The sequence below is a fragment of the Afipia sp. MLSD5-FHT05B12 genome, from assembly GCF_058793355.1.
The window spans coordinates 1-26862 of record NZ_JBXAFS010000009.1; the positions used below are offsets into that span (position 1 = coordinate 1).

The window sequence follows — 26862 nt, forward strand, 5'->3', positions numbered from 1 at the left end:
ACCCAAGTCAGAATCCGAATGCGCCAGGCGTGCCGCGCGCGCTGGGCGGTGGGCAGGCACCTTTGTCCGGTGGTCAGGTGGGTGCGCCGGGCGGGCGTGATGCAGGCGAACCGCTCGACCTGTCGAATGTCGGCGGCCCGCGCGATCCTTATGGAGCGCCGGCGCAGCGGCCGGTGCAGCAGCAGGCTCCGAACACCACCGCATCGCTGACCACGTTGCCGCCGTCCGCGACGCCGCGCGACGAGTTCGATCTCGGCATCGGCTATATCCAGCGCAAGGACTACACGCTCGCCGAGGAGACGATGCGCAACTTCGCGCAGAAGTATCCAACCGACGCGCTGCTGCCGGATTCGCAGTACTGGCTCGGCGAGAGCCTGTACCAGCGGCAGAAGTACCGTGACGCCGCAGAAGCCTTTCTCGGTGTGACCACGAAGTTCGACACCTCGGCGAAAGCGCCGGACTCGCTGCTGCGTCTTGGCCAGTCGCTCGCGGCACTGAAGGAAAAGGAAGCCGCCTGCGCCGCGTTCGGCGAAGTCACCCGTAAATATCCCCGTGCCTCGAACGGAGTGAAGCAGGGCGTGGCCCGCGAGCAGAAGCGGGTGGGGTGCTAAAATCAAGATCGCTCTGTGCCCCGGACGCGGTGCGGCATGAAATGCCGCTCCGCAGAGCCGGGGGCCGTTTCAACCACAGCCTCTGACGCGGTCCCGGTTCAGCGACGCAGCGTTACACGCTGCATCGCGCCCGGGATAACGCAGAGGCTGGATTGTTTCGCTGCGCTCGCAATGGCGGCGTAGACCATCTATTCTGATGCCTGTGTTTCTCTCCCGACTTGGGACCGGGCTTCTGACCTGAATGTCCAGCACCGATGCATCGCCGATCTCGGCACAGGAAGCGCGGCAGTTGTTCGCGGACTGGAAGGCCGCGCCCGCCGTGGTGCTTGCCGTGTCCGGCGGCCCGGACTCAATGGCATTGATGTGGCTGGCGGCGCGCTGGCGGCGCGCGCTGAAAAAGGGCCCGCGTCTTCTCGCGATCACCGTCGACCATGGTCTGCGCAAGGAGGCCGCGCGTGAGGCGCGCGACGTCAGGCAGCTTGCCGGGACGCTCGATATCGAACACCGCACGCTGCGCTGGCGCGGCGAGAAGCCGGAAACCGGATTGCCCTCGGCTGCGCGCGATGCGCGTTACCGGCTGCTGCTCCGCGCCGCGTCGCGCCATGGCGCGTCCCACATTTTCACCGCGCATACGCGGGACGATCAGGCCGAGACCGTGATCATGCGGTTGTCGCGCGGCAGCGGCATCGCTGGACTGGCGGCGATGGCGCGGCAATCGGATCGCGGCGGTGTGGTTCTGGCGCGGCCCTTCCTGGATGTGCCGAAAACCCGGCTGGTCGCCACGCTTGCGAAAGCCGGAATCGCATTCGCGGACGACCCGACCAATCACGACCCGCGCTTCACCCGTCCGCGGCTGCGCGCGCTGATGCCGGCGCTTGCGGCGGAAGGCGCCGACGCGCGGGGCCTCGCGCGGCTTGCGCTGCGTCTTGCCCGCGCCAACGCCGCGCTCGAGGTCATGGCCGATGGCGCAGAGCGCTATCTGGCCAGCATCAATGGAGCGACGTCCGGCAGCTTCGACCTCGCGGCTTTCGCGGTCCTGGCTGATGAAATCCGGGTGCGGCTGCTGATGCGCGCGATCAATCGCGCCGGTCACGAGGGACCGGCCGAACTCGGCAAGGTCGAGACGCTGTTGCAGGCGATGGACAAGGCCACGGCCGGGAAGAAGCCGGGTCGCGGCATTCAACTGAAACAGACGCTGGCCGGGGCCCTCATCAGCATCCAGAATAACCGCATCCACATCGGCCCCGCCCCGCGGCGCGGCGGGAAGATGGCTGGTTTGCCTTAACCACTGTTGAAACAGCCCCGCCAAACCGCCCTTATTTCACCCGGAATGGCGTTAAGATGCGTTAAATAGTCCCGAGAGGTTCCCTTGGCATCGGCGGGGACCACACCTAGATTGTAATGCAATCCGCACCGAAAACGTGTTGAAGACCCAAGGACATCAGGCCGCGATCCATGCGGTCACGAAGGAAGCCCAATGAACGCCAATCTGCGCAATTTCGCCCTCTGGGTCATTATCGTCTTGCTGCTGTTGGCATTATTCACGTTGTTCCAGAATCCGGGGCAGCGGGCTGCCTCGCAGGACATTTCGTTTTCCCAGCTTTTGACCGAGGTTGACCAGAGCCGCGTCCGCGACGTGGTCATCCAGGGGCCGGACATCAACGGCACCTTCACCAACGGCTCGACCTTCCATACCTACGCGCCGAACGACCCGACACTGATCAAGCGGCTGTATGACGGCAAGGTATCGATCACCGCCAAGCCGCCGGGTGACAACGTGCCGTGGTTCGTATCGCTGCTGGTGTCATGGCTGCCATTCATCGCGCTGATCGGCGTGTGGATCTTCCTGTCGCGCCAGATGCAGGGCGGCGCGGGCAAGGCGATGGGCTTTGGCAAGTCGCGCGCCAAGATGCTCACCGAGGCTCATGGCCGCGTGACGTTCGAGGACGTCGCGGGTGTCGATGAAGCCAAGCAGGACTTGCAGGAGATCGTCGAGTTTCTGCGCGATCCGGGCAAGTTCCAGCGCCTCGGCGGCCGCATTCCACGCGGCGTGCTGCTGGTCGGCCCTCCGGGCACCGGCAAGACGCTGATCGCGCGCGCTGTCGCCGGCGAAGCCAACGTGCCGTTCTTCACGATCTCGGGTTCGGACTTCGTCGAAATGTTCGTCGGCGTCGGCGCCAGCCGCGTGCGTGACATGTTCGAGCAGGCCAAGAAGAACGCGCCGTGCATCATCTTCATCGACGAAATCGACGCGGTCGGCCGTCATCGCGGCGCCGGCCTCGGCGGCGGCAACGATGAGCGCGAGCAGACCCTGAACCAGTTGCTGGTCGAGATGGACGGCTTCGAGGCCAACGAGGGCGTGATCCTCATTGCCGCGACCAACCGTCCCGACGTGCTCGATCCCGCGCTGCTGCGTCCCGGCCGCTTCGACCGTCAGGTCGTGGTGCCGAATCCGGACGTCGTCGGCCGCGAGCAGATCCTCAAGGTCCATGTCCGCAAGGTGCCGCTGGCGCCGGATATCAACCTCAAGACCATCGCGCGCGGCACGCCCGGTTTCTCCGGCGCCGACCTGATGAACCTTGTCAACGAGGCTGCGCTGACCGCTGCGCGCCGCAACAAGCGGATGGTGACGCAGGCCGAGTTCGAAGAGGCCAAGGACAAGGTGATGATGGGCGCGGAGCGCAAGTCGCTCGTCATGACCGAGGAAGAGAAGATGCTGACGGCGTACCACGAAGGCGGTCACGCTATCGTGGGCCTCAACGTCGTCGCGACCGATCCGATCCACAAGGCGACCATCATTCCGCGCGGCCGGGCGCTGGGCATGGTCATGCAACTGCCGGAGCGTGACAAGCTGTCGATGTCGCTCGAGCAGATGACCTCGCGTCTTGCCATCATGATGGGTGGACGCGTGGCGGAAGAACTGATCTTCGGCAAGGAGAAGGTCACATCCGGCGCATCGTCTGACATCGAGCAGGCCACACGGCTTGCCCGCATGATGGTGACGCGCTGGGGCCTGTCGGAAGAACTCGGCACGGTGTCCTACGGCGAGAACCAGGACGAGGTGTTCCTCGGCATGTCGGTGTCGCGCACGCAGAATGCCTCCGAGGCGACCGTGCAGAAGATCGACAAGGAAATCCGCCGCTTCGTCGAAGAGGGTTACAGGGAAGCGACGCGTATTCTCACCGAGAAGCGCGATGATCTCGAAACCCTGGCGAAGGGCCTGCTCGAATTCGAGACCCTGTCGGGTGACGAAATCACCGATCTGCTGGCCGGCAAGAAGCCGAACCGTGAATCGGTGCTGGAGCCGGCCGGCCCGCGCACCTCGGCGGTGCCGCCCGCCGGCAAGCCGCGTCCGCGTCCGGATGCGGGCCTCGAGCCGCAGCCGCAGGCGTAAGCGCGAAACGATAGGTTTGGGAAAGGCCGGTTCGCGAACCGGCCTTTTTCTTTGCGCGCAGATGTTTGCCAAACATTCGATGTGGTCCCCGCGAAGGCGGGGACCATAATCCTTGAACCTGAGAGCAGACCGCCGTCATCCTGAGGTGCGAGCACTTGCGAGCCTCGAGGGATGATGGCGTGGTCCGCATTTGCTCCGCGTATCCTTCGAGGCTCGCCGCAAAGACGCGGCTCGCTCCTCAGGATGACGCGACCTCGAGTTTGAGAGCCCATGGGTCCCCGCTTTCGCGGGGACGACACCGAGTGCGCAGATACATCTCATCCGCCATTTGCCTTGCGATCTGCCCGGAATGCCGGTCAGCCCCGCAGATGTGCGGCTTGACCCTCCACGGCATTCGCCGCACGCATCACTTCTTTTGCGGATGACTCGATGACGGCCCCTGTTCCCCCAGATCATTTCCACGCGCCTGCCTGCTGGTCGCGCAATGCCATCATGCCCGGCATTGTCGCCATTGCGCCGTTGCTGCCAGGCACGCTCGCGTTTGGCATGGCGTTCGGTGCGCTCTGCGCGCAGAAGAACTTCACCCTCACCGAAGTGCAGGCGATGATGGCCTTCGTGTATGGCGGGCTGTCGCAGTTCGTCGCGGTTTCATCCTGGCCGGATACGTTGACGGTGTCGTCGATCGCGACGCTGGCGCTGCTCACGGCGACCGTCAACATCCGCTTCTCGCTGATGAGCGCCAGCCTGCGTCCGTGGTTCGGCACGCTGCCGTGGTGGCAGTCGTATCCATCGATGCTGCTGGTGACCGACGGCGGCTGGCTCGCCGCCACGCGCTACCGCAGCCATGGCGGCGCCGATGCATCGTTCTTCGTCGGCGGCGGCATCGTGCTCTACGTCCTCTGGTTCGTGTCGTCGCTGCCGGGATATCTGCTGGCCGGGCAATTGAGCGATCCGAAGAAGTACGGCGTCGATCTGGTGGTGCCGGCGTTCTATGCGGCGATGCTGGTGCCGGCGTGGAAAGGTCCGCGCCGGGCGATCCCGTGGGCGGTGGCCGGCGTTGTGGCGCTGACGATGCATTGGCTGGTGCCGGGCTGGTGGTTCATCATCGCCGGCGCGGTGTCGGGCGCGATCAGCGCCGGATTGATGGAAGATCCGCCGGGTGAGGTCGCGCGACACGGAGGCGCCGCATGAGCGAGTTCATGCGCTCCGATGTGATGATCGCCTTCGCCGTGATGACAGCGGTGACGGTCGCCTCGCGTCTCGGCGGCTACTGGCTGATGGGCTACGTCACCATCACCCCGCGCGTGCGCCGGATGCTCGATGCGCTGCCGGGTTCGATCATTGTCGCCGCGTCGCTGCCGGTCGCGGTCAATGGCGGTGCGGTCGTTCTGTTCGCCATTGGTGCGGCGATCGCCATCACCATTATCCGGCGCAACGAATTCGTCGCCGTCCTCACTGGCATGGCCGTGGCGGCGCTGGCGCGCGCGCTGGGATTCAGCGGCTGATTTCGGAATAACCGGGCCGGATCGTGCGGGCAATCGCGCCGAAACCGAAATCTCTTTTTGCTGCACTGCGAATTTGAATCGCGGCTCACCGAAACGCTTGTCTCCGCTTTTGAACTGGTGTTCACTTCTTTTCGGGAGATAAACGCCGTCAATGGTTTACAGGCGAACTCATCAGGTCGTGAAGCGCCTTGCGGCTCGCCGCAATGCGATCCTCGCAGCAGCGCGCGATGCCGCTGCTGAAGGCGGAATGGCCGCGGTTCAAATCGCGCCGGTCGCCAACCGGGCCAATGTCGCGGCGGGCACGGTGTATCGCTATTTCCCCTCAAAAGCCGATCTGATCTCGGAACTGATCGCGGATGTCTCGCGGGCGGAACTCACCGCGATTCGCCGCGCCGCCGACGCCGCGCCCGGGCCTTCGTCGGCGCTTGCGGCCGCAGTCACCACCATCGCCGTGCATGTCGTGTCGAATCGCAAGCTCGCCTGGGGCATTCTGGCCGAGCCGGTGGATGTCGATGTCACCGAATCCCGCGTCGCCAGCCGCCGCGAGATCGCCGCCGAGGTCGAAACCCGAATCGAGGCGGCGGTGCGGGCAGGGCACCTTCCGGCGCAGGATATTGCGTTGGCCGCCACCGCCCTGATCGGGGCGCTCCACGAATCGCTGGTGGGCCCGCTGGCGTCCGCCGATATCGATGACCCGGTGAAACTGCGCGATGCGGTGCAGGCGATCACGCTGTTCGCGCTGCGGGCCGTCGGCGTGCTCGATGCCCGTGCCCGAGGTCTCGTGGTGCAGGCGGTGATGCCGGTGATGCCGGCGCGGCGGGAACTGGGCGCGCTGGTCGGATAGGCCGCATCCGGCTCGACCAACTTTCTTCGAATCCGAACATCTCCAGGCATGTGAAATGCAGCGACCCCGGATTCGCTATACCAGTTTGGAACTGTTCAAATCGTGCAGGACATGCTGATATATCAGAACAGCAAGGCGTGATACGACGCGCCGGTTTTTTGGAGTGCGCGTATGTCCATCATGATGCCTGAAGCGGATCAGGCCGTGCTTGCCCGCCGTGATGAGATCGTCGCGGCCCTGCGAAAAATCGTGCCGGGCGAAGGCGTGATTTCGAGTGCGCGGGAAATGCAGCCCTATGAATCCGACGCGCTGACGGCCTATCGCCAGCCGCCGATGGTCGTGGTGCTGCCCGACACCACCGAACAGGTGTCGCAGGTTCTGAAGTATTGCCACGACAACGGCATCAAGGTGGTGCCGCGCGGCTCGGGGACATCGCTGTCCGGCGGCTCGCTGCCGCTTAAGGACGGCGTGCTGCTGGGCCTCGGCAAGTTCAAGCGGGTCCGCGAGGTCGATTTCGAGAACCGTGTCGCGGTGGTCGAACCGGGCGTGACCAATCTCGCCATCAGCCAGGCCGTCGCGCACGAAGGATTCTACTACGCGCCCGATCCGTCGTCGCAGATCGCCTGCTCGATCGGCGGCAATATCGCGGAAAACTCCGGCGGCGTTCACAGCCTGAAATACGGCATGACCACCAACAACGTGCTGGGCTGCGAATTCGTGCTGATCACCGGCGAAATCCTGCGGATCGGCGGCAAGGCGCCGGAAACCGACGGCTACGACGTGATGGGGATCATCACCGGCTCGGAGGGCCTGCTCGGCGTCGTCACCGAAGTCACGGTGCGCATCCTGCAAAAGCCGGAGACCGCGCGGGCGCTGATGGTCGGCTTCGCCGAGATCGAGGCGGCTGGCCAATGCGTCGCCAATATCATCGGCGCGGGAATCATTCCGGGCGGCATGGAGATGATGGACAGGAACGCCATCGTCGCGGCGGAAGCATTCGTCCATGCGGGCTATCCGCTCGATGTCGAGGCGCTTCTCATCATCGAACTCGATGGTCCGAAGGCCGAGGTGGATGAGCTGATCGAGCGCGTGGAGACAATCGCGCGCGCCTGCGGCTCGACCACCTTGCAGATCTCGAACTCCGAGCAGGAGCGGCTGCTGTTCTGGTCCGGGCGCAAGGCGGCGTTTCCGGCGGTCGGGCGCTTGTCGCCGGATTACCTTTGCATGGACGGCACCATTCCGCGCGGCAAGCTGCCGGAAGCGCTGGCCGGCATTCGCGACCTGTCCGAGAAGTATGGCCTGCGTGTCGCCAACGTCTTCCATGCCGGCGACGGCAATCTGCATCCGCTGATTTTGTACGATGCCAATATCCCCGAGGAGATGGACAAGGCGGAAGCCTTCGGCGCCGACATCCTGCGGCTCTGTGTCAAGCTCGGCGGCGTGCTGACCGGCGAGCATGGCGTCGGCGTCGAGAAGCGCGATCTGATGCCGGAGATGTTCAGCGATATCGATCTGGCCCAGCAGCAGCGGCTGAAATGCGCGTTCGATACCCAGGGGCTGCTCAATCCAGGCAAGGTGTTTCCGACCCTGCATCGCTGCGCCGAACTCGGACGGGTTCACGTCCACGGCGGCAAGCTTGCCTTCCCCGACATTCCGCGATTTTGAGTGATGAGAGTTTCTGACTTCTCGTCCCGCCGCGATCTGCTCTCTTCCCATGCGCGGGGAGCCTGCGTTCTTCGTTCCCTCCTCCCGTGCGGGGGAGGGTCAGGGAGGGGGGTAAGCCGCGAGCAAAGAGGCCGTGATGCCCCCACCCCCTTCCCGCAAGGGGGAGGGGAGCAGGAATCGAGACAGGCAAGGCAAGGTGTGACGTGGATACGTTGAAGGTACGCGATGCCAGTGATGTGGAGGAGGCCGTGCGCAGCGCGCTCGCGGCCGAACAGCCGCTTGAGATCGTCGGGCACGGCAGCAAGCGTGCGATCGGACTGCCGATGGCGACCAATGCGGTGCTGGATCTGTCCGCGCTGAACGCGGTGACGTCCTACGAGCCGAATGAGCTGATTGTCACTGTGCAGGCCGGGGCGCCGATGGCCGATCTGCTGTCGCTGATCGATTCCAAGAATCAGCAATTCGCATTCGACCCGATGGACACCTCGGTGCTGCTGGGAACGCCGCGCGGGGCGGGGACGGTCGGCGGCATGATCGGGGCCGGGCTCGCGGGGCCCCGGCGCATCAAGGCCGGCGGCGCACGGGACCACCTGCTCGGTGCAAACGCGGTCTCGGGTTTCGGGGATTCGTTCAAGACCGGCGGCAAGGTGGTGAAGAACGTCACCGGCTACGATCTCTGCAAACTGCTGGCGGGTTCGTGGGGCACGCTCTCGGTGATGACCGAGGTGACGCTCAAGGTGATGCCGAAAGCCGAAACCGAGCGCACGCTGGTGCTGCGCGGCCTCGATGATGTGGCGGCGAACCGGGCCATGACCGCGGCGCTCGGATCGCCCTACGACGTGTCGGGTGCGGCGCACCTTCCGTTGTCCGTTTTCCGGGATACGAACGGCGGGCTCGCCGGTCTTGGATCGTCGCAGCAGGCGGTGACGCTGATCCGCCTCGAAGGCATCGGAGCGTCGGTGCCGCATCGCGCAGGCTCGGTGAGCAAGGCGCTCGCGTCATTCGGGACGGCGGAGATGATCGAGGACGACGCCTCCGCCGCGGTCTGGGCGTCACTCCGCGATGTCACGCCGTTCGCGGCGGCGGGATCGCTGGGCGCGTGGCCGGTGTGGCGCATCGTCTGTCCGCCGGCTTCGGGCGGCGCATTCGGTCAGGCGCTGGCGCGCGAGACCGGCGGCGACGTGATCTACGACTGGAGCGGCGGGCTGATCTGGGCGGCGCTGCCGCCCGTGGCCGACGCCCATGCCGCGTTGCTTCGGCAACGGCTGAAGCCGATCGGCGGCCACGCCACGCTGGTTCGCGCCACCGACCAGGTCCGCAATACGGTCGATGTCTTCCATCCGCAGGACGCAGGCGTTGCGGCGCTGGGCCAGCGCGTCAAGGCGAGCTTCGATCCCAAAAACATTCTCAATCGCGGCCGGATGGTGCGCACATGATCCGGAACCGCAACCCATGAAGACCGAATTTTCCCTAAGCCAGCTCGCCGATCCTGACATCCGGGAAGCTGACAAGATCCTGCGCGCCTGCGTGCATTGCGGTTTCTGCACCGCGACCTGTCCGACCTACGTTCTGCTCGGCGACGAGCTCGATAGCCCGCGTGGCCGCATCTACCTGATCAAGGACATGCTGGAGAACGACCGCAAGCCGACGCAGGAGGTGGTCAAGCATATCGATCGCTGCCTCTCGTGCCTTGCCTGCATGACCACCTGTCCCTCGGGGGTCAACTACATGCACCTCGTCGATCAGGCGCGGGTCAGGGTCGAGGAAGAGTATGCGCGGCCGTTGCCGGAACGGTTTCTGCGCGGCGTTCTTGCCTATGTCCTGCCGCGCCCAGGCCTGTTCCGGATCAGCATGCTGGGCGCGCGGCTGGCCCGGCCGTTCGCAGCCTTGCTGCCAGTCTCGCCCGTAGGCCGGACGACGCCGACATTCTCCGGCCGTCTTCGCGCCATGCTCGCGCTTGCACCGGGACGCCTGCCCGCGCCCGGGCCATCCGGCGGCACGGTCTTCCCCGCCGAGGGTCAACGGCGCGGCCGCGTGGCGCTTTTGCAGGGATGCGCCCAGCAAGTTCTGTCGCCGGGCATCAACCAGGCGGCGATCCGGATGCTGACCCGCCAGGGCATCGAGGTGGTGCTGGTGGCCGATGAGCAGTGCTGCGGCTCCCTGACCCATCACATGGGCGACGATGGCGACGCACTGAAACGCGCGCGGGCAAACATTGAGGTGTGGACAAATGAGATCGACAGAAACGGTCTCGACGCCATCCTCGTGACCACATCGGGATGCGGCACGACCATCAAGGACTATGGCTACATGCTGCGCGAAGACGCGGCCTTTGCAGCAAAAGCCGCACGTATTTCGGCTCTTGCGAAGGACATCACCGAGTATCTTGCAGGTCTCGACATCGCGTGGCCGCGAAGCAAAAACGATCTCGTCGTAGCGTATCACTCCGCATGTTCGTTGCAGCACGGACAGAAAATCACGCAGCTTCCGAAAGAATTGCTTTCCAAGAGCGGATTCGTGGTGAAAGATGTGCCGGAGAGTCATCTGTGTTGCGGTTCGGCGGGAACGTACAACATCCTCCAGCCCGACATTGCGAAGCGACTACGCGAACGAAAGATCGCCAACATCGCATCGACGAAGCCGGACGTCGTCTCTGCCGGCAACATCGGCTGCATGGTGCAGATAGGCTCTGTGGAAAGTACCGATGGAACGTCAGTCCCCGTGGTGCATACGATTGAGCTGCTCGACTGGGCGACAGGCGGTCCTCGACCGGATCTATTGACGAGATCGATGAAGGGCCCCCGCGTTGGGAGTGCCTGAACGCCGGCTGAGATGCGGCTGGTGGAAACAGGAGGACCACAATGGCTAAAGCGAAAAAGAAGAAATCGAAGGGCAAGAAAGCCAAGAAGCTGATGGCGGCGAAGAAGACCGCCAGGAAGGCTGCCAAGAAATCGGCGAAGAAGGCCGCGAAGAAATCCGCCAAGAAGTCGGCGAAGAAAGCCGTGAAGAAGTCCGCCAAGAAGGCGGCCAAGAAATCTGCAAAGAAGTCCGCCAGGAAGTCGGCGAAAAAATCCTCCGCCAAGGCCGCTGCTCCGAAGAAGGCCGCTCCCAAGAAGAAGGCTGCGAAGAAGCGCGCTCCGAAGCCCGCAGCTCCGGCTCCCGAGCCGGCTCCGGCGTCCGAATCGAGCTGGTCCAGCCCGGCTCCTGCTTCGACCCCCAGCTGGTCGTCGGGCTTCGGCTCCGGTGGCGACGACAGCAACAACTAAGATCGGGACCTGCTTCGGCAGGGCTGCCGGTGCCTTTTTGGAAAAGCCGCGGCGGATTCGCTGCGGCTTTTTTGTTGCACTCAGGCAGGGCGAATCGGACGCAGCCCTCAGGAGGCCTGTGGGGTTACCAAGGGAACCCGGGCGGAAATGCCGGGGTGTACCGGCCCGACAGGCAAATTGGGGCTGAAATTTGTTGTCAGAATGCAACACTGCGGCAGAACATCACCCCAAAGCCCTGAAACGCCTAAAAAGGCGGCAGTTGCTTGGGTTTTTTGCTTCACGCACGGGAAGTTGACCATCACATTGACGCCACGAAATGAATTCCGCGCAGTCGATTAACGCTTGTCACTCGGACCTTCGGCAATCGGACTGAATTTTAAACGATGATGGGGATCGTCATGAAGAAAGTAAGTTTGTCAGTCGCAGCAGTTGCGATCGCTGCGATGGGTCTGGGTTCGGCTTCCGCCGCCGATCTGGGCAAGGTCTACACCAAGGCTCCTGCGCCGGTTGTCGTGTCGCCCTGGGACGTCGCCTTCGGCGCGGCGGTCATGACCAATTACGTGTTCCGCGGCGTGACCCAGTCCAACAAGAACGGTTCGGTCGCTGCCTACTTCGAGCCGCGCTACAACATCAACCCGAACCTGCAGCTTTACGCCGGTGTCGCCGGTGAGAGCATTTCCTTCACCAACCGCGCTGCCGCTGAAATCGACGTCTACGCCGGTATCCGCCCGACCTTCGGCGCGTTCGCCTTCGACTTCGGTGTCTGGGGCTATCTGTATCCAGGCGGGCAATGCACCGAGAGCTTCGGTGGTCCAGCCGGCGCAGCGGTTTGCCCCGCTGGCTCCAGCTTCGTTCTGCCGAGCTTCAACGGCATGAAGAAGGACGTCAGCTTCTACGAAGTGTACGGCAAGGTGAACTACACCTTTAACGACTACTTCGCGATGGGCGGCAACGTGTTCTACTCGCCGAACTTCCTGAACACCGGCGCTGACGGCACCTACGCATCTATCACCGCGAAGGTTACCGCGCCGGGCACCCTGTTCGGCACCACCGGTATCGGCGCTTACGTGTCGGGTGAATTCGGCCGCCAGTGGCTCGGCACCTCTGACTCGTTCTACGGCACCAACGTGGTTGCTCCCGGCTTTGCCGGCCCGTTCCCGAACGGCATCAAGTACGACGACTACAACACCTGGAACGTCGGCGTGGGCTTCACCTACAAGGTGTTCACCCTCGATCTGCGCTACTCCGGTTCGGATCTCTCGAAGGCTGGCTGTAACGCTTTCACCAGCGACTTCACTGCTCAGCAGACCGGCTCGTTCAGCGCGATCAACCCGGGCGGCTTCGGCTCCAAGTGGTGCGGCGACCAGTTCATCGCCAAGCTCTCGGCTGACGTGACCCTTGGTGCTCTGAAGTAACTTGGCGCTCTGAAGTAATTCGGAGCTCTGAAGTAATCTCCTTCTTCTGAAGGATGTGAGGGCGGCAGAGAAATCTGCCGCTCTTTTTCTTTGGTTTCGGATATGGCAACAGGTTCGCTGTGAGAAGGAATTGGCGAGACAGATCGTCGGGGCTTTTGGATAAAGCGGGGCAGCGCAGGCTGAAGGCCGGCGCCATCGCTGGCCTCGGCGCTGCGCTGGCGATCGGCGCCATGGAGTTCCTGTCGGCCACGCTGACCTATCCGCTGGCCGTCATTCCGTTCGCGACATCGATCGTGCTGGTGATCGGTTCTCCGGACGCTGTGCCGGCGCAGCCCCGCGCCCTGATCGGCGGTCACCTGGTGGCGACGCTGGCCGGGTTGATGGTGGTGCATGCGGTAGGCCCCCAGCCATGGGCCGCGGCCCTTGCGGTCGGCCTCGCGGTCCTCGCGATGTTCCTCACCGGCACGTTTCATCCGCCGGCCGGAATCAATCCGCTGCTTGTGGTGTCGCTCAATCTTCCGTGGACATTCATTGTTGCCCCGGTTCTCGCCGGGGCGGTGCTGTTAACAGCCTTTGCCTTTGTCTGGCACCGCTGGATCTGGCGTCGGCACTGGCCCGAGCATTGGCTTTAGACCGTCGCAACCCGCTCGCCTTCTCCGAGCGTGAACTGCTCACCGGACCGCTTCAGCGACACCTCGCGCTGGTGGAAGGCCTCGAGCGTCTTGCGATGGCCGATCGAAACGATCGTGGTCTGCGGGAGCTTTTCCACCATCAGGCGATAGAGCAGGGCTTCCGACGGCTCGTCCAGTGAAGCGGTGGCTTCATCAAGAAACAGATATTGCGGCGTATGCAGGAGCGCGCGCGCGATGCCGAGCCGCTGCTGTTCGCCGAGCGACAACATTCTGTTCCAGTGTCCGTCCTCGCCAAGCCGCTCCGCCAGCGCGGGGAGACCGACGAGCTTCAGGACATCGGCCAGTTGTGCCGTGCTGTAGGTGTCGTTCTTCGCGGGGTAGGTGATCGCCGACGCGAGTGAGCCGACCGGGAAGTAAGGCCGTTGTGGCAACATCATCAGTGACGCGCCCTTCGGAATCGAGATCGCGCCCTCGCCGAACGGCCAGATTCCTGCGATGGCGCGGAACAGCGTCGATTTTCCCGAGCCGGAAGGGCCTGTGACCAGCGTGCGCTCACCGCCTTTCAGCTTGAAGCCGGAGGCCTGCACCAGCGGCTTGCCGTTCGGAAGCGTGAGCAGCAGGTCATTGAGGGCAATGACGTCCGTGCCCTGCGCGGCAACCGGCTGAATCGAGTCGGGACTCACCGCGAGCGCCTTCGCCGCGCCGATCCCGGCCTCGAAACCATTGAGGCGGGCGACCACGGCCTGCCATTCGGCCAGCGTGCGATAGGTCGAGATGAAGAACGACAGCGCGCCCTGCACGCTGCCGAACGCGGATGCGGTCTGCATCATGCCGCCGAGCTGCATCTTGCCCGCGAAGTAAGCCGGCGCGACCAGAATGTACGGGAAGATCACCGAGGCCTGCGAATAGCTCGCGGTGAAGGCCGTCACCTTCTTGGTGCGGCTCATGATGCCGAGCCAGTTCTCGACCACCGCGCCGAACCGGGTCAGCAGGCGCTGGCGTTCGGCGTTGTCGCCGTCGAGCAGGGCGATCTGTTCGGAATTCTCGCGGACGCGGACGAGATTGAAGCGGAAATCCGCCTCGTATTTCTGCTGCCTGAAATCCAGTCCGACCAGCGGCCAGCCGATCAGATGCGTCAGCCACGTGCCGAGCGCCGCGTAGATCAGCGCGCCCCAGACCATGTAGCCCGGAATGTCGATATCCTTGCCGAACAGATGCAGCGGTGCCGCGCTCGACAGGGTCCAGAGGATGACCACGAACGACGCCAGAGTAACGATCGAATTCAGCAGGCCGATGCCGATGTTCAGGGTGCGGTCGACGAACAGCTTGACGTCATCGGTGATGCGCTGGTCGGGGTTGTCGGCGGCGTCGCCCTGAAGCTGCATCCGGTAATGGTTGGCGTTGCTGAGCCATTCGCCGAGATAGCGTTCGGTCATCCATTTGCGCCAGCGGATCTGCAGCCACTGGTTCAGGTAGAGCTGATAGACCGCGATGATGATGAAGATCGTGACGATGACCGTGAAGTAGATGATCTCGGAGACGAAGCTGTCCCAGTTGCGCTCCTGAAGCGCGTTGTAAAAGCGGTTGTTCCAGGAATTCAGCAGGACGTTGATGCCCACCGTCGCGAGTTCGATCACGATCACCGCGGTCAACAGGACGATGCCTGCCCATTTGTCCTCGGAGCGGAAATAGGGTGCTGCAATCCGCCACACCGTTTTGAGGGTCGAGCCGATCCCATTCACAGATTTTTTCTCCTTGGACGGGCGCTAAAGCCCTGAAAAGAATTAGAAATACTCAAGTATTAGACGAAAGTCGCAGGCTGCCGGGCCTGCGACATCTTGTCCACAACGCGGCGCTCACACTAGCATGCCGCCGACTGCGAAAGGGCCGGGGAGCCCGTTTCATTTGGCATTGTGAGCGTTTTGGGGCCCCGGCCCGCGCTCACGGTTTTCATCACACGCTTGTGCTCTCCGGCATGCAGACGCTTTGACCAACCACGCTCTGGTCTGGCGTCGTCAACAATGACGTGGAGAGGAACTGCAATGTGGAATCAAATCTATAACCCGCTGGGGAATGCCGCGCTGTCGACGATCGCGGCAGCCATCCCCGTTGTCACGCTTCTGGTGCTGATCGCGAGCGGCAAGGTCAAGGCGCATATCGCTGCGATCATCGCGCTGATCGTCGCCAACGTCATCGCGATTGCCATTTTCACCATGCCGGCCGGCATGTCGATCCGCGCGTCGCTGCTCGGTGTCGTCGTTGGCTTCTTCCCGATTGGCTGGATCGTACTCAACGTCATCTTCCTCTACCGCATCACAGTCGAGACCGGACGTTTCGAACTGTTGCAGCGGGCGATCGGCGGCGTCACCACCGACCGGCGCTTGCAGCTGCTTCTCATTGCCTTTTCGTTCGGGGCCTTCTTTGAAGGCGCGTCGGGCTTCGGCACGCCGGTGGCGATCACCGGCGCGGTGCTGATCGGTCTCGGCTTCTCGCCGCTGGCCGCGTCCGGGCTGTCGCTGATCGCGAACACCGCGCCGGTCGCCTATGGCGCGCTCGGCACGCCGATCCAGGGCCTCGCATCGGTAACCGGCTTCGATCCCTATGTTCTCGGCGCGATGGTCGGACGGCAGTTGCCGTTCTTCTCGCTGATGGTGCCGTTCTGGGTGATCTGGGCCTTCGCCGGATGGCGCGGCATGATGCAGGTGTGGCCGGCCATTCTGGTCACCGCTGTCTCGTTCGCGATCCCGCAGTTCGTGATCTCGAACTACATCAATCCGTGGATCGTCGACATCGGCGCGTCGCTGATCTCGATGGGCGCGCTGATCCTGTTCCTGAAGGTCTGGCAGCCGAAGGAACTGTGGACGTCGCCGGCGCTGCGCAGCAATGACGAATCCGCTGCGACGATGGCGCCGGCCAAGCCGCTGGACACCACGCCGCTGACGCAGTCCCAGCTCTGGAGCGCGCTGCTGCCGTGGATCATCGTCTGCATCGTGATGCTGATCTGGGGCACCGGGTCGTTCAAGACCTGGGCGAACTCGATCTTCACCTGGAACTATCCCGTTCCCGATCTGCACAACATGATCAACAAGGTGCCGCCGGTGGCCGCGAAGCCGACGCCCGAAGGCGCCGTGTTCTCGTTCACCTACCTGTCGTTCACCGGAACGGGCATGCTGATCGCGGCGATCATCTCCGGCATCCTGATGGGCTTCTCACCCGCCAGGCTGATCGGTGAGTACGGTCGCACCATCAAGGTCTGCGCGATTTCGCTGATCACGATTTCGGCGATGCTGGCGATCGGCACGTTGACGCGCCTGTCGGGCGTCGACGCGACGCTCGGTCTGGCGTTCGCTGCGACCGGCGTGCTGTATCCGTTCTTCGGCACATTGCTCGGCTGGCTGGGCGTGGCGTTGACCGGCTCCGACACGGCCTCGAACGTGCTGTTCGGCAACTTGCAGAAGATCACATCGGAACAGCTCGGCCTGTCGCCGATCCTGATGGCCGCGGCGAACTCGTCCGGCGGCGTGATGGGCAAGATGATCGACGCCCAGTCCATCGTGGTGGCGTCCACCGCGACCAACTGGTACGGCCACGAAGGATCGATCCTGCGTTACGTGTTCTGGCACTCGATCGTGCTGGCGTGTCTGGTCGGCTTCCTCGTGACGTTGCAGGCCTACGTCTATCCGTTCACGGCGATGGTATTGAAGTAACCCATCGTTGCTGTAACGCGTGAAAGCATCCCCGCGGCGCAGGCCGCGGGGATTTTCTTTGGCTTTTCCGTCCGCGACATGCGCGTCAATTTGAGCCGCGCACGCACTGGAAAATCGGGACGCGAACGTCTAGAACCGCGCGCGGTTTGAAACTCTTGAGGTCATTCATGACGGTTCTGCGACACGCTCTCGCCGGTCTTGCTTTTGCTGTCGGCATGATCGGTCAGGCTCATGCGGCGAGCGAGTTTCCGTTCGGAGCGGAAATGACTCTCGAGGCGCGTCCGCAGCCGGGATCGAAGAAAATTCCGACGCTTGAGATCGGTGACAACGGCGAGGCGCAGCTCGATCTGTGGTGCAAGTCGGGCAAGGGTCAGTTCTCGGTCGCCAACGATACCGTCATCTTCGTTCCGGGGGCGATGGAAGAGCGCGGATGCACGCCCGAGCGGGCGCAGCTTGATGACGCATTGCTGAATGCGCTCGGTGCCGCCGCCACCTGGAACCGGCAGGGCGATTTCGTCTCGTTCATCGGCGCGACGACGCTGCGATTCCGGATCAGCACGAACTGAGCGGGCTCTAGCGCTCGTGCAGGATCACGTCGGCGCACGCGCCGGCGGACTGGATCACGCCGGTGTAGCCGCCGAATCCCGCATAGGCCGACGCCAGATACAGTCCCGGCACCGGCGTCGCGGGCGTTTGCCGCAAAGCACTGAACAGCGAGCGCGGCGGCAGCGGTGCGAATCCGTACACCGCGCCCTGCGGTGCGCCGAGATATTGCCGCACCGACAGCGCGGTGTTGAACGTCGACGCGGTGATCGCTTGCGTCAGTCCCGGATAATGCCCCTCAAGATAGGCCACGATCGCATCCTGCCAGCGCGCGCGTTTGGCGCGGTAACTGTCCTGATCGCCATCGGCCCAGTTCGACAGCAGGTCAGGACCGACAATGGACAGAACATACGGCGGAGCAGGAACGCCTGACTCGATCGCGGCATAATCGACGATGGCAAGCGGCGGCATCCGCTCATGAGGCTCGCTCGCCATCAATGTGGTGGCCTGGGCATAGTCGTTCAGGCCGGTCATCCAGCCGGGCAGCAATTGCGTCGAATAGCTGCTAAAGCCGAGATCGCGCGGCGGTCTCATCAGGCCGAGCGTGAGCATGAACAGCGAGATCGACCGCCGGCGATGGCCATAGGCCGCGGTGAGTTTCGCGCCACTGGTGTCGGGCAGCAACTCGGCCAGCGTTTCGGGTGCGGCGTTGCCGATGACACGCGTGGTCTCCACGGTCTGCGGATCGCTGCCGTCCCTGGCCGTGTGGGTGACGCTCGCGATCTGCGCATGTGCATCGACGCCGATGTTGCTCGCGGTGCGCCTTAAAATCACATCGCTGCCAGCGGCCTTGATCGCCCGCGCCAGCGCACTGGAGAGGCGCTGCGATCCGCCCTGCACATAGCGTCCGCCGCTCAGCAGGTAGCTGCCCTGAGCGGCAGCGAAGAACATCCACCAGGTCGTCGCCGGATCGTCGTGATAATAGGACAGGTTCGCGGCCAGCGCGGCTTTCACCGCTTCGTTGCCGCCGAACACGCGGTCGAGTTTCTGCGACAGCGACAGATTCCAGTCGCGGATCGAGGGCAGCAGATCCCGTATTGCGGCGATGGCTTGCATCGGTGTCTTGAAGACATGCGCGCCGCGCGACAGAATGCCCGCTGCGGACGCGATCTGCTCCATCTCGCCGAGCAAGCGGCCGATGCCGTCGCGGGCATCCGGAAACCGCTCGATCAATATGCGCCGGGCCGCGTCGAAATTGTCGGGCAGGGAGAGCGGTGCGCCAACCAGCCCGCCGCGCACTTCATAGAAGGCGCCTGACGGAATCCATTTGACGGCATCGAGTACGCCCGCGCGCGTCAGCGGATCGTGCTTGGGATCGCGCGGATCATGCGGATCGCTGGTCTCATGCAGCGAGCCCTCGACGAACAGGTCGCCGACCTTGTAACTGGAGGCTGCGCCGCCGACCGAATTGCTGCGCTCGATCACGAGCACCTTGCGGCCCGCGCGTGCGAGGATTGCGCCGGTGGTCAGGCCGCCGAGGCCCGCGCCAATGATGACGGCATCGTAGCGCGCCATGCGCTATCCAATCCTTGAGTACGATGATTTTACATCGACTCGCGATGCGCCGTCACCCTGAGGTGCGCGGGCGGCGAAGCCGCCAAGCCTCGAAGGCCGCCGGCGTTTCACGATCCGCCATCCTTCGAGGCTCGCAAGAGCTCGCACCTCAGGATGACGGTTCGTCTATTGCGTGAACCTAAAATCATCACACTACGATGGCCGGGCACGAGGCTGACTATTTCCATGATGCCTTGTCGGTGTCCCAGCGCTGGCCCTTCAGTTCGGCGGCGACGGCCTTGATCATCCCGTCGTCGTCGTTGAACGTGCTTTCTTCCTCGCCGCCGGAATCTTCGGAAAACCGCAATTGAGGGGCCGCGGTCTCGTCGGTGGTCTTGCTGGAGGGAACGCCGAGCCAGACGATCAGGCGATCCGAACCGCCCGGTTTGTCGGGGCCGACCAGCGCGGTGATTTCCAGCGTCTCGGTCAGCTCCAGCGCCGGAGCAAGCTGGCTCGGACGCTTGAGGGTGAAGGTGAGTTCTCCGGTGGTCTCATTCCACGCCGATGCCGCCGGTTTCGCGGACATGACTTTCGCGGCCAGGGTGGTGAGCGCCGCCGCGAATTTATCCCTGTTCAGTTTGCCGCCGTCGCTCCAGTCGCCTGCGGTGAAACGGATCGCGCGCTCCATATCGTAGGTGCCGGAGGTCCAGCCCGCCGCGACCACACCGGGGGCCGTCTTGAAGTTCGCCAGCAAGGCGGGGGCGCGCGCGGGATCAATGAAGAGGCGCAGCACCTGATGGCCGGAGCGCAGCGCGTTGCAGTCGGTTGCGATGCTGTCGAGGGCGATCTGGACGTTCTGGCCCTTGAGGCTTTTGACGAGGGGGGCGAAATTTTCGCGCTTCACCCGCACCGCCACCGATTGCGGCGACACCTGCGTGAAGTCCTTCGGCGTTTCGCTGAGGTCGTCGTCGGCCACCTGTGACTGCTGGAATTCCTTCTCGTCGACATCGGCATTGTCCGGCGACGACACCGAGGTGAGGTGGCTGCCCACCGTGATCTTGCCGTCGAACGAAACGGATTTGCTGCCCTTGCGGATCAGGCTGACGGTGACGGGCGTTTTGTTTTCGATGCTCTGTCCGCTGCCGGAAAGTTTCTCGCCTTCTACCTTCAGGTCGATGACAAAACGGTCCTTCCGGTCCGAGGCGGTGGATACGGAGTAGCAGACATCGAGTGTCGACGAGACAAGCTTGCCGCCCTGGCGTGTTTCCCTGATGAACGCATCGACCGGCAGGTCGCCGAGGAGATCGCCCAGCGCATTGAAATAGCGGACCTCGCTCGCAGCCGGCGCGGCTTTCGCGTCCTTGGCGGTCTGAGCCTGGGCTGCCGGCCATGGTCCTGCTCCCACCAGAGCGAGGGTGCAGCCAATCATCAATGCGCGCATGATTTTCGATCCTGAATCGGGATGGTTCGCGAGTGGAGACGGCGGACAATCTCAAAACCCGGACGGATTGTCGCGGTGATTCTTGAATATGAGCCAATAAAAAAGGCCGCCCGCAGGCGGCCTTTGATGATGTCGTTGAGGCGTGCGGCCCGGCTTAGAAGCCCATGCCGCCCATTCCGCCCATGCCACCCATTCCGCCGCCGCCCGGCATCGCCGGTGCTGCTTCCTTCGGAATGTCGGCGACCATCGCTTCGGTGGTGACGAGGAGACCGGCGACAGAGGCTGCGTCCTGCAAGGCGGTGCGAACCACCTTGGCCGGATCGATGATGCCCTTGGCGACCATGTCGACATACTCTTCGTTCTGCGCGTCGAAGCCGAAGGTCTCGGTCTTGTTGTCGAGGATCTTGCCGACAACGATGGAACCTTCGACACCCGCGTTCTCGGAGATCTGGCGGATCGGAGCTTCCAGCGCCTTCAGCACGATGTTGATGCCGGCCTGCACGTCGGAGTTATCATTGCTGATGCGGCCGACGGCCTTCTTGGCGCGCAGCAGCGCGGTGCCGCCGCCCGGCACGATGCCTTCCTGAACGGCCGCGCGGGTTGCGTTGAGCGCGTCCTCGACGCGGTCCTTCTTTTCCTTCACTTCGATCTCGGTCGCGCCGCCGACGCGAATAATCGCGACGCCGCCGGCGAGCTTGGCGAGACGCTCCTGAAGTTTCTCGCGGTCGTAGTCCGAGGTGGTTTCCTCGACCTGCGCCTTGATCTGGTTCACGCGCGCCTCGATGTCAGGCTTCTTGCCCGCGCCGTTGACGATGGTGGTGTTTTCCTTGTCGATCACGACCTTCTTGGCGCGGCCGAGCATCTTCACGGTGACGTTCTCGAGCTTCATGCCGAGATCGTCGGAGATCAGCTGGCCGCCGGTGAGGATCGCGATGTCCTCCAGCATGGCCTTGCGGCGATCGCCGAAGCCCGGAGCCTTGACGGCTGCGACCTTGAGGCCGCCGCGCAGACGGTTGACGACGAGGGTCGCGAGAGCTTCGCCTTCGATGTCCTCGGCAACGATCAGCAGCGGCTTGCCGGTCTGAACGACAGCTTCGAGCACGGGCAGCATGGCCTGGAGGCCGGAGAGCTTCTTCTCGTGCAGGAGGACGTAGGCGTCTTCCAGCTCGGCGGTCATCTTCTCGGGGTTGGTCACGAAATACGGCGAGAGATAGCCGCGGTCGAACTGCATGCCCTCGACGATGTCGACTTCGGTGTCGAGCGACTTGGCTTCTTCAACCGTGATGACGCCCTCATTGCCGACCTTCTGCATCGCCTTGGCGATCATCGATCCGATGGTGGAGTCGCCATTGGCCGAAATGGTGCCGACCTGCGCGATTTCAGCGGAGGAAGCGACCGGCTTGGCGCGCTTCTCGATGTCCTTGACCACGGCGGTCACGGCGATGTCGATGCCGCGCTTCAGATCCATCGGGTTCATGCCGGCGGCAACCGACTTGGCGCCTTCGCGCACGATCGCCTGGGCGAGCACGGTGGCGGTGGTGGTGCCGTCGCCAGCGGTGTCGTTGGTCTTGGAGGCGACTTCGCGCAGCATCTGCGCGCCCATGTTCTCGAACTTGTCCTCAAGCTCGATTTCCTTGGCGACGGTGACGCCGTCCTTGGTGATGCGCGGTGCGCCGAAGCTCTTGTCGATAACGACGTTGCGGCCCTTCGGGCCGAGCGTCACCTTGACGGCGTTGGCGAGGGTATCGACGCCGCGCAGCATGCGATCGCGCGCGTCTCCGGAAAATTTTACGTCCTTGGCAGCCATTGGGGTTTACTCCTGATGATGTGTGTTCCCGTCATCCTGAGGCGCGAGCCTCGAAGGATGACGGCAGATGAAAGGGGCGCTGCTTACTTCAGCACGCCCATGATGTCGGACTCTTTCATGATGAGGAGTTCCTCACCGTCGAGCTTCACTTCGGTGCCGGACCACTTGCCGAACAGCACCGTATCGCCGGCCTTCAGATCGATCGGGATCAGCTTGCCGGCTTCGTCGCGGCCGCCTGGGCCCACGGCGACGACCTGACCCTGCGAGGGCTTTTCCTTGGCGCTGTCAGGAATGATGATGCCGCCTTTGGTCTTCTCTTCGGCGTCGATGCGCTTGACGACGACACGATCATGCAGCGGGCGAAAAGTTGTCTTGGCCATCGGATGTCCTTTGGGCGTTGGTTAGGTAAGATTTGACGTGCGGCGGGGCGCGGGCCGTGGATAATGGGCTCAGCTAACCTCTTGAGGGGACGAGGCCTTACCCTTAGCAATCGCGCTCCAAGAGTGCTAATGACGGGGTCGGGAATATGGGTTGCCGCCGATCCTGTCAAGCAAGGCTCTTAAGGCCTTGGTGAGGCCAATATAGGATGATCTGGAAACCATAAAGGGGAACGCTGCGTATTGACGGGGGTCAGCTCACGCAGTGTGACGGCGGGTCTGTCGGTCTGGCAGGCAGCCAAGTGTTCTTGCCGGGAGACACCATGACCACAGTGAGTGAGCGTACAAAAGGCTCCAGGATCGTCACGCTGGCAGCCATTTCGTTATTGTCGGGCTTTCTCGGTGCCTGCGGCGGCGGGGGTTTCGGCGGGTTCAGCGGTTTCGGCGGCGGATCACAGCCCACGGTGCAGGAGCCGGGCGTCGCACCGGAGGTGCCGGCCACCATCCGGGCGGATGAGATCGTCGGCCGCTGGGGCCTCGCCTCGTTCCACAAGCCGGAAGATCGCGCCCGCACCGAAGCCGCGGCGCGCGGCCAGTGCAAGAATCCCTACGTCATCGGACAGGGCGCCACGGGCGGCGTCATCATGCATCTGCCGGACGAGGCCACGCCGCAGGAACTGCGCCTGAAGGGCAGCCAGAGCGGCAAGAACTATATCGGTCCGGCCGGCCCAGTGGGAGGCGAGAAGGATCGCGAGATCGTCTCGTTCGACGGGCGCGTGCTGATGACGCGGTTCATCGACAAGGATGCGTCGAGCCGCTATGGAACCATGGTGTATGTCCGCTGCGCACCGCGCGCCTGAGGCGAGGGGTCTGACCCCGGCGGACCGATAACCGACGTCGGGGAAGTGCAAGCGCAATGGCCGGGCCCAAGGTGTTAAGCTCCGGGCCCAGCCGCGCCGTCATCGTTCTTTGCATCACACAAGTCCTTGGCTGGGGTGCCTTGTTCTACCCGCCCGGGTTGACGATGCCCCACATCGCGGCGGCCCATGGCTGGTCGCTGGCGCAAGCGCTTCTCGGATTTTCGATCGGACTTGGCGTTTCCGGGCTGACCGCGCCGTTCACATGCAGCCTGATCGAGCGGCATGGCGGGCATTACATCATGGCGGGTGGTGCGCTGATCGGCGCTCTCGGCCTCCTGATCCTGCCGCTCGCCGGTCATTACTGGGTCTATATCGCAGGCTGGGTGCTGCTTGGCGTCGCGATGGCCTGCAATCTTTACGATCCCGCGTTCACCGCCCTGGCGCGCATTTTCGGCACAGCGTCGCGGCGGCCGATCACGCTGGTGACCTTCGTCGGCGGTCTTGCCTCGACATTTTCATGGCCGACCACCCAGATGCTGATTGCCCATGGCGGCTGGCGCAGCGTTTACTTCGTGTTCGCGGGCGTGATGGCGTTCATCATCGCGCCGCTCTATGCCTTCGCGCTGCCGCGTAACGCCGTCTACGCGCCGCCGTCGGTGGCGGAGGGCGCTCCGCCCGTCAAGCCAGCGGTCATCATCCCGTCCGTCGGCGTGCCCTTTCTTCTGGTCGCGGCGGGGTTCGCAGCCCATGCCATTGTGCAATCGGGAACGCTGGCGCATTTGCTGACGATCCTGCAGCGTGGCGGCATCGACGCAGGCACCGCGGTGGTCATCGGCGCATTGTTCGGGCCCGCGCAGGTTTTGACACGCGTTGCGGACTTCATGTCCGGCGGCCGCTTGCATCCGCTCTGGGTGGCGAGGCTTGCCATGGCGCTGATGGCGTGCGCGTTCGCGCTTCTCGTGGTTGCGGGATTTTCACCCGGCGTAGCGACGGTGTTCGCGCTGATGTTCGGCGCGGCCAACGGCGTTGTCACCATCGCACGCGGGGCATTGCCGCTGGCGCTGTTCGGAGCCGCTGGTTATGGGCGCGTGGTGGGGCGGATCGCGCGGCCGGCGCAGATTTGTCAGGCGCTGTCGCCGTTCGTGCTGGCCTATGTGATCGACCGCTGGTCGGGCCGGGTTGCCCTGGAGATGCTGATTGGCGTGCTGCTGCTGGCGCTGGCCTGCTTCGCGGCCTTGCGGCGTCCGTCCTGAACAAAGAACCCGGAGGCGTGGCCTCCGGGTTCTTGCGTCTGTTCCGGGTTGTCGCGGCGTTTAGCCGAACAGCGCGTCGATATCGTCCTGTGAGACGTGTCCCTCGTCATCCATGCCCTTGGGGCCGTTCAACAGCTTGGCATCGCCGACGCGGGTGTCGACGATGGCCGGAGCGTGCTGCTTGATGGCATCGACGCCGCCCCAGATCTCCATCATGACGTTGATGTGATGCTCGATGAACTTCATCGTTGTCATCACCTTGCTGATGCGCTGGCCGGTGAGATCCTGGAAGTTGCACGCCTCGAAGATGCCGACGACGCGGTCCTGGATTTCCTCGCTAAGCTGGGCCTGCTGGTCCGGCGACATGGCCTTGCCCAGCGCGCTCGCGGCCTGATCGATCGCTTCGGCGGCTTCAAGGATCTGCTGGGTGGCTTCCTCGGTGCCGCCGACAACCGCGCCCAATTCGCCGGTGACCTTGGCCATTTCGTCGCCGCTGAAGCTCTTGCCGTGAAGCACGGCGATTTCCTGCTTGGTGCGGTTGATGGCGTCGTGAATCAGATCAAGCTCGACCTTCAGCTTCTCGCACTGTTCGATCTGCGCGCGATAGCTTCCGAGCAGTTGCTGGGCTTCGGTCAGTTCCTGTGCCGACGGGCTTTCATCCTGCTCCGCGACCGGGCCGCGGTGATGCGACGCCATCTGCGCGCGAATGGCGCGCAGCTCGCTCATGATCTGATGATGATGCGGAGTGACGTCGTCCTCATCATGATCGAATGCCGGCACGCCGATAGATTGGATCGCTTCAATACGGAATCGTTTGCGCTGAACAGCCATTGGTCTCCCCATCCCTGATGAAGCGCTTTTAACGCGACGCGATTTAACGCGAGGTTTCGGACGGAACCGTTGCTTCAACGAAGTATCCGGCGGCGCATACCAACGGTTAACCATGCAGGTCTTGCGTTCATCGAAAATAAACGCTGTCGCCAAGAACAGGCCTCGCTTGTGGATGTGGTGAATCCGGAAGCCGCGTTTGTTTACCAAACCGAGGCGCTTTTAACCTTAAATGTTCGTGTTCAAGGCGCGCTGTCCGCGCGTCAACGACGAAACAGTGCAGAGTACGTCGATGTCCAGAAAATATTCCCTCGCGCTCGTCGCCGGCGCGGTGTGTTTCGGCGCCAGTTCAATGCAGGCTTTCGCATATGACGACGATATGCCTGTCCCCGAGCCGCGCGTGATTTACGCGCAGCCAGCGTCAACGCCTCCGATGCCGATCCGCGTCGCCTATAACGAGCGATCCAATTCCAATATGGGCGGTGGATTGCTCGAGTTTCTTTTCAGCGGCGGTCAGTCCGGCGATCCGAACTATCAGGCGCCGCGTTACGAACAACGCTACGAGCAGATGCCGTCACGTGGCGGACTGCCGCCGATGGACCCGCAATATCGCCATGACATGCGGCAGGGCGATGTCGGTATCGAGCCGGGCCGCCCCGGCATGGATCCGAAATTCGAGAAGCAGGTGGTCGAGTACGACGGCCGGCATGCGCCGGGAACGCTGGTGATCGATACGCCGAACAAGTTTCTCTATCTGGTGCAGGGCGGCGGCAGGGCGCTGCGCTATGGCATCGGCGTCGGCAAACCTGGCTTCGAATGGTCGGGCGTGAAGACGATCTCCGCCAAGAAGGAATGGCCGGCGTGGACGCCGCCGCCGGAAATGCTCAAGCGCCGCCCCGATCTGCCGCGTCATATGGAAGGCGGCCCGGAAAATCCGCTCGGCGCGCGAGCGATGTATCTCGGCTCGACACTGTATCGCATTCACGGCTCGAACGAGCCATGGACCATCGGCACCGCGGTGTCGTCGGGCTGCATCCGGATGCGCAATGAAGATGTGATCGATCTTTATGGCCGGGTGAATGTCGGCACCAAGGTCATCGTGATCTAAGCAGAACTCTACCTGCAAAAAAAACGGCCGCTGAATTCAGCGGCCGTTTTCG

General features: G+C 63.5%; 23 protein-coding genes. 17 read left to right on the top strand and 6 right to left on the bottom strand.

Annotated elements, in window-relative coordinates; all coding sequences use genetic code 11:
- The 12 genes from ybgF to AC1Q6J_RS13415 all read left to right on the top strand — a co-directional run.
- Positions 1-611 (top strand): tol-pal system protein YbgF (gene ybgF / locus AC1Q6J_RS13360; protein ID WP_492279765.1); only part of this gene is annotated, 611 nt, incomplete at its 5' end.
- Between the two features lie 241 nt (positions 612-852).
- Positions 853-1896, top strand: coding sequence for a tRNA lysidine(34) synthetase TilS (tilS, locus tag AC1Q6J_RS13365; protein ID WP_492279766.1), 1044 nt, complete (start codon positions 853-855; stop codon positions 1894-1896).
- Between the two features lie 192 nt (positions 1897-2088).
- Complete coding sequence (gene ftsH, locus AC1Q6J_RS13370) at positions 2089-4005, top strand: ATP-dependent zinc metalloprotease FtsH (RefSeq protein WP_492279767.1); 1917 nt, start codon at positions 2089-2091, stop codon at positions 4003-4005.
- A gap of 429 nt (positions 4006-4434) precedes the next feature.
- A complete protein-coding gene (locus AC1Q6J_RS13375; RefSeq protein ID WP_492279768.1) occupies positions 4435-5196 on the top strand; it encodes an AzlC family ABC transporter permease in 762 nt (253 codons plus the stop codon).
- Positions 5193-5510 carry an AzlD family protein gene (locus AC1Q6J_RS13380; protein WP_492279769.1) on the top strand — a complete coding sequence of 106 codons (318 nt, stop codon included), beginning with the start codon at positions 5193-5195 and terminating at the stop codon, positions 5508-5510. Before AC1Q6J_RS13375 ends, AC1Q6J_RS13380 begins: the two co-directional genes overlap by 4 nt.
- 151 nt (positions 5511-5661) lie before the next feature.
- The gene (locus tag AC1Q6J_RS13385) at positions 5662-6354 is read left to right on the top strand and encodes a TetR/AcrR family transcriptional regulator (protein ID WP_492279770.1); all 693 of its coding nucleotides are present in this window, start codon (positions 5662-5664) and stop codon (positions 6352-6354) included.
- A 171-nt stretch (positions 6355-6525) separates the two neighbouring features.
- Positions 6526-8019 carry an FAD-linked oxidase C-terminal domain-containing protein gene (locus tag AC1Q6J_RS13390; RefSeq protein WP_492279771.1) on the top strand — a complete coding sequence of 498 codons (1494 nt, stop codon included), beginning with the start codon at positions 6526-6528 and terminating at the stop codon, positions 8017-8019.
- A gap of 203 nt (positions 8020-8222) precedes the next feature.
- On the top strand, positions 8223-9455 hold the full coding sequence (locus tag AC1Q6J_RS13395; protein WP_492279772.1) for an FAD-binding protein: 1233 nt from the start codon (positions 8223-8225) through the stop codon (positions 9453-9455).
- Between the two features lie 16 nt (positions 9456-9471).
- Positions 9472-10839 carry a glycolate oxidase subunit GlcF gene (glcF, locus tag AC1Q6J_RS13400; protein ID WP_492279773.1) on the top strand — a complete coding sequence of 456 codons (1368 nt, stop codon included), beginning with the start codon at positions 9472-9474 and terminating at the stop codon, positions 10837-10839.
- Between the two features lie 41 nt (positions 10840-10880).
- Positions 10881-11285, top strand: coding sequence for a histone (locus tag AC1Q6J_RS13405; protein WP_492279774.1), 405 nt, complete (start codon positions 10881-10883; stop codon positions 11283-11285).
- 398 nt (positions 11286-11683) lie between these two features.
- The gene (locus AC1Q6J_RS13410) at positions 11684-12700 is read left to right on the top strand and encodes a TorF family putative porin (RefSeq protein ID WP_492279775.1); all 1017 of its coding nucleotides are present in this window, start codon (positions 11684-11686) and stop codon (positions 12698-12700) included.
- Positions 12701-12855: 155 nt separating this feature from the next.
- Positions 12856-13332, top strand: a complete 477-nt coding sequence (locus AC1Q6J_RS13415) for an HPP family protein (RefSeq protein ID WP_492279776.1) — start codon at positions 12856-12858, stop codon at positions 13330-13332.
- Here the strand turns inward: AC1Q6J_RS13415 and AC1Q6J_RS13420 are convergent.
- On the bottom strand, positions 13329-15074 hold the full coding sequence (locus AC1Q6J_RS13420; RefSeq protein ID WP_492279777.1) for an ABC transporter ATP-binding protein/permease: 1746 nt from the start codon (positions 15072-15074) through the stop codon (positions 13329-13331). The two genes, AC1Q6J_RS13415 and AC1Q6J_RS13420, sit on opposite strands and share 4 nt — an antisense overlap.
- A 300-nt stretch (positions 15075-15374) precedes the next feature.
- Between AC1Q6J_RS13420 and AC1Q6J_RS13425 the strand changes: the two genes are divergently transcribed.
- Together AC1Q6J_RS13425 and AC1Q6J_RS13430 are read left to right on the top strand one after the other, a co-directional pair.
- Positions 15375-17039 (top strand): L-lactate permease, encoded by a 1665-nt coding sequence (locus AC1Q6J_RS13425; protein WP_492279778.1) that lies wholly within the window; start codon positions 15375-15377, stop codon positions 17037-17039.
- Between the two features lie 167 nt (positions 17040-17206).
- The gene (locus tag AC1Q6J_RS13430) at positions 17207-17605 is read left to right on the top strand and encodes an META domain-containing protein (protein ID WP_492279779.1); all 399 of its coding nucleotides are present in this window, start codon (positions 17207-17209) and stop codon (positions 17603-17605) included.
- Positions 17606-17612: 7 nt separating this feature from the next.
- Here the strand turns inward: AC1Q6J_RS13430 and AC1Q6J_RS13435 are convergent, their stop codons facing one another.
- From AC1Q6J_RS13435 to groES, 4 genes are all read right to left on the bottom strand, one after another.
- Entirely contained in the window at positions 17613-19157 is a 1545-nt protein-coding gene (locus tag AC1Q6J_RS13435) for a phytoene desaturase family protein (protein WP_492279780.1), read from the bottom strand.
- Positions 19158-19374: 217 nt separating this feature from the next.
- Positions 19375-20577 (bottom strand): hypothetical protein, encoded by a 1203-nt coding sequence (locus AC1Q6J_RS13440; RefSeq protein WP_492279781.1) that lies wholly within the window; start codon positions 20575-20577, stop codon positions 19375-19377.
- A 154-nt stretch (positions 20578-20731) separates the two neighbouring features.
- Entirely contained in the window at positions 20732-22384 is a 1653-nt protein-coding gene (gene groL, locus AC1Q6J_RS13445) for a chaperonin GroEL (RefSeq protein WP_492279782.1), read from the bottom strand.
- Positions 22385-22467: 83 nt separating this feature from the next.
- Positions 22468-22764 carry a co-chaperone GroES gene (groES, locus tag AC1Q6J_RS13450; RefSeq protein WP_006022237.1) on the bottom strand — a complete coding sequence of 99 codons (297 nt, stop codon included), beginning with the start codon at positions 22762-22764 and terminating at the stop codon, positions 22468-22470.
- Positions 22765-23084: 320 nt separating this feature from the next.
- Here groES and AC1Q6J_RS13455 point away from each other — a divergent pair, with 320 nt between their 5' ends.
- Both AC1Q6J_RS13455 and AC1Q6J_RS13460 read left to right on the top strand, forming a co-directional pair.
- The gene (locus AC1Q6J_RS13455; protein WP_492279783.1) at positions 23085-23621 is read left to right on the top strand and encodes a hypothetical protein; all 537 of its coding nucleotides are present in this window, start codon (positions 23085-23087) and stop codon (positions 23619-23621) included.
- A gap of 56 nt (positions 23622-23677) precedes the next feature.
- On the top strand, positions 23678-24874 hold the full coding sequence (locus tag AC1Q6J_RS13460) for an MFS transporter (RefSeq protein WP_492279784.1): 1197 nt from the start codon (positions 23678-23680) through the stop codon (positions 24872-24874).
- Between the two features lie 60 nt (positions 24875-24934).
- Here the strand turns inward: AC1Q6J_RS13460 and AC1Q6J_RS13465 are convergent, their stop codons facing one another.
- The gene (locus AC1Q6J_RS13465) at positions 24935-25705 is read right to left on the bottom strand and encodes a protein phosphatase CheZ (protein WP_492279785.1); all 771 of its coding nucleotides are present in this window, start codon (positions 25703-25705) and stop codon (positions 24935-24937) included.
- A 289-nt stretch (positions 25706-25994) separates the two neighbouring features.
- On the opposite strand from AC1Q6J_RS13465, the gene AC1Q6J_RS13470 reads away from it, so the two are divergent.
- A complete protein-coding gene (locus tag AC1Q6J_RS13470) occupies positions 25995-26810 on the top strand; it encodes a L,D-transpeptidase (RefSeq protein ID WP_492279786.1) in 816 nt (271 codons plus the stop codon).
- The last annotated feature ends 52 nt before the right edge of the window (positions 26811-26862 follow it).